7 protein-coding genes and 1 pseudogene are annotated in these 8,173 nt (G+C 35.0%); 2 read left to right on the plus strand and 6 right to left on the minus strand.

From position 1 onward, the window contains the following. Positions 1-26: 26 nt before the first annotated feature. Positions 27-329, minus strand: a complete 303-nt coding sequence (locus Sarmat_RS05165) for a hypothetical protein (protein WP_202149736.1) — start codon at positions 327-329, stop codon at positions 27-29. 286 nt (positions 330-615) lie between these two features. Then, entirely contained in the window at positions 616-849 is a 234-nt protein-coding gene (locus Sarmat_RS05170) for a hypothetical protein (protein WP_202149737.1), read from the minus strand. A 51-nt stretch (positions 850-900) separates the two neighbouring features. On the opposite strand from Sarmat_RS05170, the pseudogene Sarmat_RS05175 reads away from it, so the two are divergent. Together Sarmat_RS05175 and Sarmat_RS05180 are read left to right on the plus strand one after the other, a co-directional pair. Further along, positions 901-1,041: pseudogene (locus Sarmat_RS05175) on the plus strand (transposase); the annotation flags it as partial. Positions 1,042-1,469: 428 nt separating this feature from the next. Continuing rightward, on the plus strand, positions 1,470-2,708 hold the full coding sequence (locus Sarmat_RS05180) for a dicarboxylate/amino acid:cation symporter (RefSeq protein WP_202149739.1): 1,239 nt from the start codon (positions 1,470-1,472) through the stop codon (positions 2,706-2,708). Positions 2,709-2,933: 225 nt separating this feature from the next. Here the strand turns inward: Sarmat_RS05180 and Sarmat_RS05185 are convergent, their stop codons facing one another. The 4 genes from Sarmat_RS05185 to secB form a co-directional block, all read right to left on the minus strand. Further along, a complete protein-coding gene (locus Sarmat_RS05185; RefSeq protein ID WP_202149740.1) occupies positions 2,934-4,007 on the minus strand; it encodes a tetratricopeptide repeat protein in 1,074 nt (357 codons plus the stop codon). 377 nt (positions 4,008-4,384) lie between these two features. Further along, positions 4,385-5,992 (minus strand): phosphoethanolamine transferase, encoded by a 1,608-nt coding sequence (locus tag Sarmat_RS05190; RefSeq protein ID WP_202149741.1) that lies wholly within the window; start codon positions 5,990-5,992, stop codon positions 4,385-4,387. A 98-nt stretch (positions 5,993-6,090) separates the two neighbouring features. Next, a complete protein-coding gene (locus Sarmat_RS05195) occupies positions 6,091-7,407 on the minus strand; it encodes a porin (RefSeq protein WP_202149742.1) in 1,317 nt (438 codons plus the stop codon). A 72-nt stretch (positions 7,408-7,479) separates the two neighbouring features. Then, on the minus strand, positions 7,480-7,938 hold the full coding sequence (secB, locus tag Sarmat_RS05200) for a protein-export chaperone SecB (RefSeq protein ID WP_202149743.1): 459 nt from the start codon (positions 7,936-7,938) through the stop codon (positions 7,480-7,482). Positions 7,939-8,173 lie beyond the last annotated feature (235 nt).

Below are 8,173 nucleotides of genomic sequence, written 5' to 3' on the forward strand. Positions count from 1 at the left end.
TAAAAAAGATCGGAATTGCTATGTTTTCATATGAAATCGCTAGATATAATACTTTGTTTGCCAAACTCCCAATTTGTCCGATCTATTACTAACAAATATTTGTCTAAACTTAAGATATCCACTACCAACGCTGCAACTTCGACTGCATCTATTAGCTGATCTTTAAAAAATCTGTAAATTCTTTTAATTACTGAATCTTGCTCTGTCTCACTTATTATGCCCTCTGCTATTTTAGGAATTTGCACGTTCTGGGTCTTAAAAAGTGATAAAATTATCGTACCCAATAATTCGACTCTTGATTTATTCCATCGAAAGTGTTTTGATAACATTTGGCGTAGAGTGGTATTGTAGAACATAAACATCCTTAATTAGCGTTAAAAATGTATATGTTTAACTGCTTTGCTTACCTTTACGCTACTACTTTTTTACCTAACTGCTCGGTACTAAGGCTTTAGCTATAAAAAAAAGACTTTTCCTACTTGGAAGCTAGCGAAGAAAGATGCTAAGATTGCCAAGAAAAAATAAAAGATATATCTACTGAAAGTTTATATTGACGAGAGCGGTATCGAGATGACGATATGCAAGGATCGAGGGTGGGGAAAGAAAGGCGAGAAATTAGTTAGTAAAAAGAGTGGCAAACATTACGAAAGAACGAATATTATAGCATGATAAATCAATAGCACCTATGGTATTAATGGGTCCATGCAATACACTAGACCTCTTGCATAACCTAAAAATGAAAAAGGAATTTTTAGGAAAAATGATGTTGAGCGCCGCAGCATACTCTAGTATATGAGGAGCGCAAAGGAGTTTTGACAACAAAATTACCCCACGGAATAGGTTATGCAAGAGGTCTACTATTATTTGAAAGCTGGGTGGAGAATATTTCAAATTAAGGAATTAAAGTCCGACCAAGTTGTAATTATGGACAATGCTTCTTTTCATAAATCTAAGAAGACAAAAGAATTGATTAAATCAGTAAATTGCAGAATCATTTTTTTGCCTCCATATTCACCAGATCTGAATCCAATAGAGAAATTTTGAGCTAATATGAAACGATGGATTAAAAATCAAATTACTGAATTTGATCAATTATATGAGGCTATTTCTTATTTCTTTAAAATACCTAATTCAACCTAAATTACTATGACTGAACAATTTTCAATTAGGCTAATTATCATTCCGACAAAACATTCTATCCTTGATTTTTTTCCAAGAAAGATTTAATGTAAGTGCTTGAAGCAGTATATTTATGCATCATCAGAAAATACATCCTTATACTACTTCCCCTATATTAGACCTCTTTCCTAACTCTACTCCTGATGGCAACTGTGGCGACGCTGTCGATGCTCGAGTCCTCACGTACTTCATGCGAGTTTCGAAATAGGTCTATTCAAGCCGCTTCTACCACCTCTCACTACATAAATTGTAGGGTCCTATGATTAAACAATATATAACTACTACTTTATATGTGCATAAATCATAATAGCTCTTTATTTTTTAAGGGCATCAAAACTTCTCATTTATATTTAATTGCTATAGTTTTTAGCATACTAAGTAGTTATCTCAACATAGTTTCATTAATAGAATTAGCTCAAGTTATTACCGATAATTTTATTAAAATTTTCAAATGCGTCAGTTTGCCTATTATTTCTCTATCAATAATAGTTACTCTATCGAGGTTTAGGGGAGATGACAGCATCAAAAAAGTTTGGCAACAAACAATGCTGTACACGGCTGGTACTACTATTATGGCCGCAAGTGTGACATGCGTATTATATTATGTAATATCACCAAATAATTTATCTCTCGCTTCAATGGTGAACACTACTCACGCAATTGGTGCGCAAGAAGCAAACTATTTTGGCTATGTGAGTACCATTATACCATCTAATGTCTTGTCCCCTTTTATAGAACATCATGTAATGGGAGTATTACTAATTAGTATCATTGTAGGGTTATCGATTGCTTTTATTCCAGAAGAAGATCCTCGCAATGTAATTAGTAATTTTTTTAAAGGTGCGCATGGTATCTTTATTGTAATCACTTCTTGGATAGTAAAGATGATTCCAATAGCGCTCTTTGGATTCATTACAACTACGTTAGTACAGCTAAAAAGTGGCATGGACATTACGGAACTAACAAAATATCTGCTTGTTGTTGTTTTGGCGAACGTTGTGCAGGGCTTTATAGTTCTACCAATATTTTTATACATGAATAATATTAAACCATTTAAGGCTATGCAAGGTATGCTGCCAGCGTTATCTGTAGCATTTTTTTCTAAGTCCTCCGCAGGAACTTTGCCAATTACCATGAATGTTATAGAAGAAAACTTGTCTGTTTCTCCTCGAATTAGTCGATTAGTACTGCCATTGTGTACCGCGATTAATATGAATGGATGTGCAGCATTTATTTTTGCAACCGTAATATACTTGATGCAAAATCATGGGTTAGAGATAAGTTTTATAACAATGATTACTTGGATATTTATCTCAACCATAGCTGCAATTGGTAATGCTGGAGTGCCTATGGGATGCTTTTTTCTATCCGCTTCTTTGCTTACCAGCATGAATATTCCGATAGAAATTTTAGGTCTTATTCTGCCATTTTATAGCGTGATAGATATGATAGAAACATCTTTGAATGTATGGTCGGATGCATGTGTAACAAAAGTTCTAGATCAGAAAGTCAGTAACAACGCAAGCTAAATGTATAAACAAGAGATTACTTCCGTATGTCAATATCATGCACACAAGCAATCAAATATCCAAGATTTTTTCAGATTATATCTCTTGCAAACACTCCTGTAAACAGGAGTAGATCATTGCAAGAGACCTATTGCATAACCAGTTCACAAGCGAGTGATTGTACTCTATGAACAAATTGTGCTAAGCAACATGTTGTTGAATATAAACTAATTCGCATGATTCATATCACTTCTTAGCATCGTGATTTTGCTTTATTACCGCGATAATCCGCATTGCTTCTGTATGTTTGCATTTTTCTAATGCATTAATAATCTCCATATAATCATCTCCACATAAGTTGTTATTATCTATAGCATGCATTACACAAGACGGCATTTCTGAATATTTTTCAAATTCAATCAGTGCGTAAATCTTACGTAGATAAGCGCAATTGTCTTTATGTAACACGTATGGGTTATGATAAATATCAATAGCATGATTAAAGCAGCGCATAGCATCCTCCTCGCGTTTTTGTTTGCGGAAGAAATCTCCTATTTCGCAACACATATTTTCACTAAACACGCCACGTTTCGCTCCTAATTCAAAACATTGCATAGCTTCATAAAATTTCTTGTTAGTGACTAGCGCATCTATTTGACATCGATATAAATCACTATTTTTATTATCTAATGCAATGGCGCTTCCGAAACATATAGCCGCTTCATCATAACGCTCATGCTTTAACAATATAATACCTATTTTTTTAGGTATAAAACTAGATAACGCCCCTTTTGCTACCACACGTTGTAAGTAGAGAGTAGCTTTTTGAAATTGTCGGAGATTGATGAGGGTCTCGAGATATTTGTGATATAGAGTATCATTTGGGTAATCATCATTCCCTTGAAGCGTCTGAACGGCTTGTTCAAAACATATACTCGCTTTATCATAAACCTTAGCATTGTACAGACCTTCTCCGATGTGTTGGCAATCAGAGCTATTTATTACTCCGATGTTTGTTCCTTGTTGTAGACATTTTTTTGCATCTATTAATCTGTTTAATGCGAGAAGGGTATCTATCTTCAATAGATATAATTTATTATTCGTTGGTTGTTTATCTAAAGCAAGATCGATGTACTGCAATAACTCTCGATAACATTTTGCGCTATGTAGAATATCAATGATAGTATGTAAATCATGTTCGGTAAGTTTAGGCTTATCATCATGACGTTGTTTTTGCGCGAGATTTAGATTATTAAGTTCAACGTAACTTTTGCTACGTTTTACAAAAGGAGTGCCTAGAATATTATGTATAGTTTGCATAACTAATTTATTGTATTATAACCAGAGATATTTGTATATGTATTTAAAAAAGTATCTACTTTCAAAAATACTGGCTCAGTATAGCAAATAATATCAATGAAGTCAATTATAAGTAGTATAAATTTTATATAACAACTATAGATAAGTACATTATCTTTTGAATACCTAAGTCATGGTAATAAGCTATAAGTTTTCAGACAGATTAGACCTCTTTCCAAACTCACTCATGATGGGCAAATGCGGGGAGTATACGAAGCACAGAGCTTCTGAGCCTACATGAAGTTAAGTGAGGACTCACGCATCGACAGCATCGCCGCGGTTGTCATGAAGGAGTAGAGTTTGAAAAAGAGGTCCATTAGAATATCTACAAAAGATTTTTAGTAATCTTGCGCAAATAAGTCCAGTTTGGAATTATAACTTGGCGTTGCGGTGAACTGAAAGAGCGAAAGTATGCTATGATATATATAGTCATGCGAGAGTATATTCTCCACCTTTTGCATAATGCGATTTTTATAGCTCAACATCTCAGGAGAATGAGGTGAAAACCAGAAAATAGCCGGAATGTGCATTTGTTCCTCTTGCACCAAAAAATAAGGTGCGCCGTGTAGATATAACCCCTTCTCTCCCAGAGATTCTCCATGGTCTGAAACATAGATTAGAGCCACATCTAAGTTATTGTCATATCGCAATAAAAACTCGATACTTTTTCTGATAAAATCACTGGTATAATATATCGTATTGTCGTAGCTATTGACGATTTCATCATTACTACATCGGTTAAAATACACGCTATTACAACCTGGCATAAATTTTTTAAACTGTTCCGGCACTCTTTTGTAGTACGCTGGGCCATGGCTACCTTTTTGATGTAGAATAATTAAATTATCTGCATTAGCGTCAATTAATTGATCCATATCCTTTAGCATGTCTTCATCGCGCACCTCCTCATCTCCATCATTATTATCGATATTATAGTAACTGATGTTTGGAACGCGATTACATACGCTCTGGCATCCGGAGTTATTATCTAGCCATCGCACATTCACCCCACCTTTTTGCAATAAATCTAGTAGATTTTCGTATTTTTGCGCAGTGGCTAAATTAAATTCTGCGTGAGGCAGATGAGAAAAAATACATGGCACAGATAATGCCGTGGTCGTGGCGCAAGAGTAAAAGAGCGGAAGGTTGACAATCTGCTGCGCCATTTGCCAATCAGTTAATGGCGCATTAGTATTTCTGTTATATCCGTTAAGACTAAAGTTTTTCGCGCGGGCAGCTTCACCTATAATTAATATAACTAATTTTTTCCTCTTGGAAGGTGTTGTGATGTTATCTTTCTGAAAATCTAACGATATTAATGGTTTTTGCATAACAACTGCCCGCGGCAGAAGCTTTGCTGTTAAACGTATAGCAGAAGATAAGTAACCACTTGGTAGACTTATATATTGCAAGTTTTTATTTATACGTACAAACGATGAAACACTTTTATAATTACAAACAAGCAACAAGAGGAACAAGAACATGCATATTGTGCAAGTTAATAGCTTAAAACCGATTAACTTGATATAACATTGAGTTGGTGTCACGCTAACGTGGTTCCAAAATAAAAACGCGACAGTAACGCTACTCAATATATAATACACAAGATGGCCGCTAAGCAATTCCATACATTCTTTATAGTCTGTCGACAAAACATTAAGCATCATGTCTGTGTTCAGATATATTCCATAAGTATTAATAAAATACATCACACAGCCATTGATAGCAAAAAAGACATAAGATAATGGCTTAATGGTTTTAGGAAAAAAGAGGAGAGAGTAGATGAGATGAGAAGAGATAAAATTAAATGCAAAACCAACAATCAGCAAGATGATAGAGTTACTTTCATGCCATATGCGAGATAGCAATGGATAGGAAAAAAGACAGCTGTTCAGAAAAGACAGAGCGTTAGTTGTAGATATCAGCGTTATATTCTTTTTAAGCATAATAAAAAACTCACCTAAAAACTAATCTAATAAAATTTAAGGCAAAAAACCAACTTAAAAACTTTTAAAAATAAATGCTCTTAAAAAAACAAATACTCTTAAATTCCGACCCTAACACCTATAAGAAAAATATAACCCCTCAGTTTTTTATGATCACTCTTACCATCCTTCACTAAAGCGGTTGCATCATAAAAAGTACATTCTCCATAAGGCATAATACCTCGAAAAGGCTTATAGTCAGCTGCTAAAGTGGTAATATGAGTGCGACTACCAGCATTAAAGCCATTCAGATAGTTTAGGCTAGCAGAAAATTTATCATACTCATATCTCATACCTACTGCCCAAGCGCGCCTTTTGGTATTCACATTCTTTTGATCTAACTCCCTTAGCACGAAACTCTTAAGGAAGTCTATATAAGACGCCGCAAATGACCATTCTTTATAACGTAACTCCGAACCAATAGTATAAGTTGCTAGATTATGCAGTTTTAAATCTATTCTTTCAGCTGGAGTGATAATTTTACCATGCTTTCTTATAGCTGCCTTAAATGGTATTATTTGGCCATTTTCTCCTACTATTGCAGTTTTAACGCGCATTCCAGAACTGGTCTCGAATTCGTTAGTAATGCCATATCCTATAGCATTTTTAACAGAGAATTCATAATTAGATGTGTCTTTGAACGATGCATAGCTAGATTCTCTAATAGAAGCATTAGAGCCTAAATTAGAAGTATCTGGCACATAGCTAATGCCCAACTGACAGCCGTATACTTTAGGAGTGAAATAGGTAATTTTTCGAGAATATTCAGACTGTGTACCGACTCTCATTTTACCATCAATAAAATTTCCAAAACCAGTCATGAAAGCTACCGTAGTAGCATATTTATTACGGAAAAGTGGCTCCCACGAACCTACAGTACCAGATGCAATAGAATAAGCCGTGATGCGCATTTTGCTGGTCGCGCTTTTTTCAGATCCGAGTTCTAGTTTGCCACTGTTACCAATTAAATAAAGACCCGAAGAAAAAGTACGGTCATTCAGCGACGTGGTTTCTAGATCTAATTTGCATCCATATTCAAAAGCTTCCCCCGAAGTATTGCGAATATCTAAATTAGCGTGCACAGAACTCGAAAAACCATAATATGGTTGAAAACCAGAAAATAATTTATTTTTTTTCTCATTGTCGTTATTGTTATATCCCATCACTTTAAAATCAAAGGCTGTCTGTAACTTCACAACCACCCCTCCATCAACAGACTTTTTAGTCATGGGTTTAACGGATACGCTGGGCAGAGAAACCTGTGCACCGCCATCCACATTAATAGGCGCAAAAGATGCGCTCGCACACAGAGCGTAACCACTATAACCTACAATCGTGATTAAAGTAAGAATTTGCTTCCAGGATAAATTTTGCATAAGCTTTTGCGCGTATTAAATAAAAATGGAAATATTTTTAATAATAATTTTCTTTAAATGAGAGTAGACGTTTTAGACGATATCCGGTGATTTTGTTAACATTTCTGTTTTTTTCTTATGATAAAGTTCCGCAAAATCTATAGGTTCTATCATTAAAGGTTGGAACCCGCCATCACGTGTTATGTCAGAAATAATCCTACGTACAAACGGGAAAAGTATACTAGGACAATAGACTGATAACAAAAACTCATATTGATCTTGAGGTATGTTAATCATTCTAAAAACCCCGGCATACTTCACTTCCACAATGAATAGTGTGAGCTTTGTGTTATGAGCCTTAACACTAATGTTAATCTGTACTTCAAAGACATGTTCTTCTTCTAATCCGCGAACCGCCAAGTCTAATGACATACCAAGTTGTGGCGGTTCAGACATATCTTCTACAGACGCAGGAGAGGACGGATTTTCAAACGATAAATCCTTAAGATATTGGTGCTGTATGCTAATATGAGATTTTTCTGCTTCAGACATGAACTATGGGCGTGCGGGCCTTTTTTAATTACTAAATTATTATTAAAGAAATGTATAGCAAGATGAAGAATAGCGCTCATCAAGATGGCGGAAATTATATCATATTAAAAATAATTGTCAACGATGATTGATCAACTATAAGTTAGCATCGAAATTTCAATCACCACTTCTCTTGCGTTCGGAGTTACGTTATAAAGAATGGTCATTTGCGGCGTCTTATATAGACTTCCTTAAG

The sequence above is a fragment of the Candidatus Sarmatiella mevalonica genome (assembly GCF_016751895.1).
Lineage (GTDB): Bacteria > Pseudomonadota > Alphaproteobacteria > Rickettsiales > Rickettsiaceae > Sarmatiella > Sarmatiella mevalonica.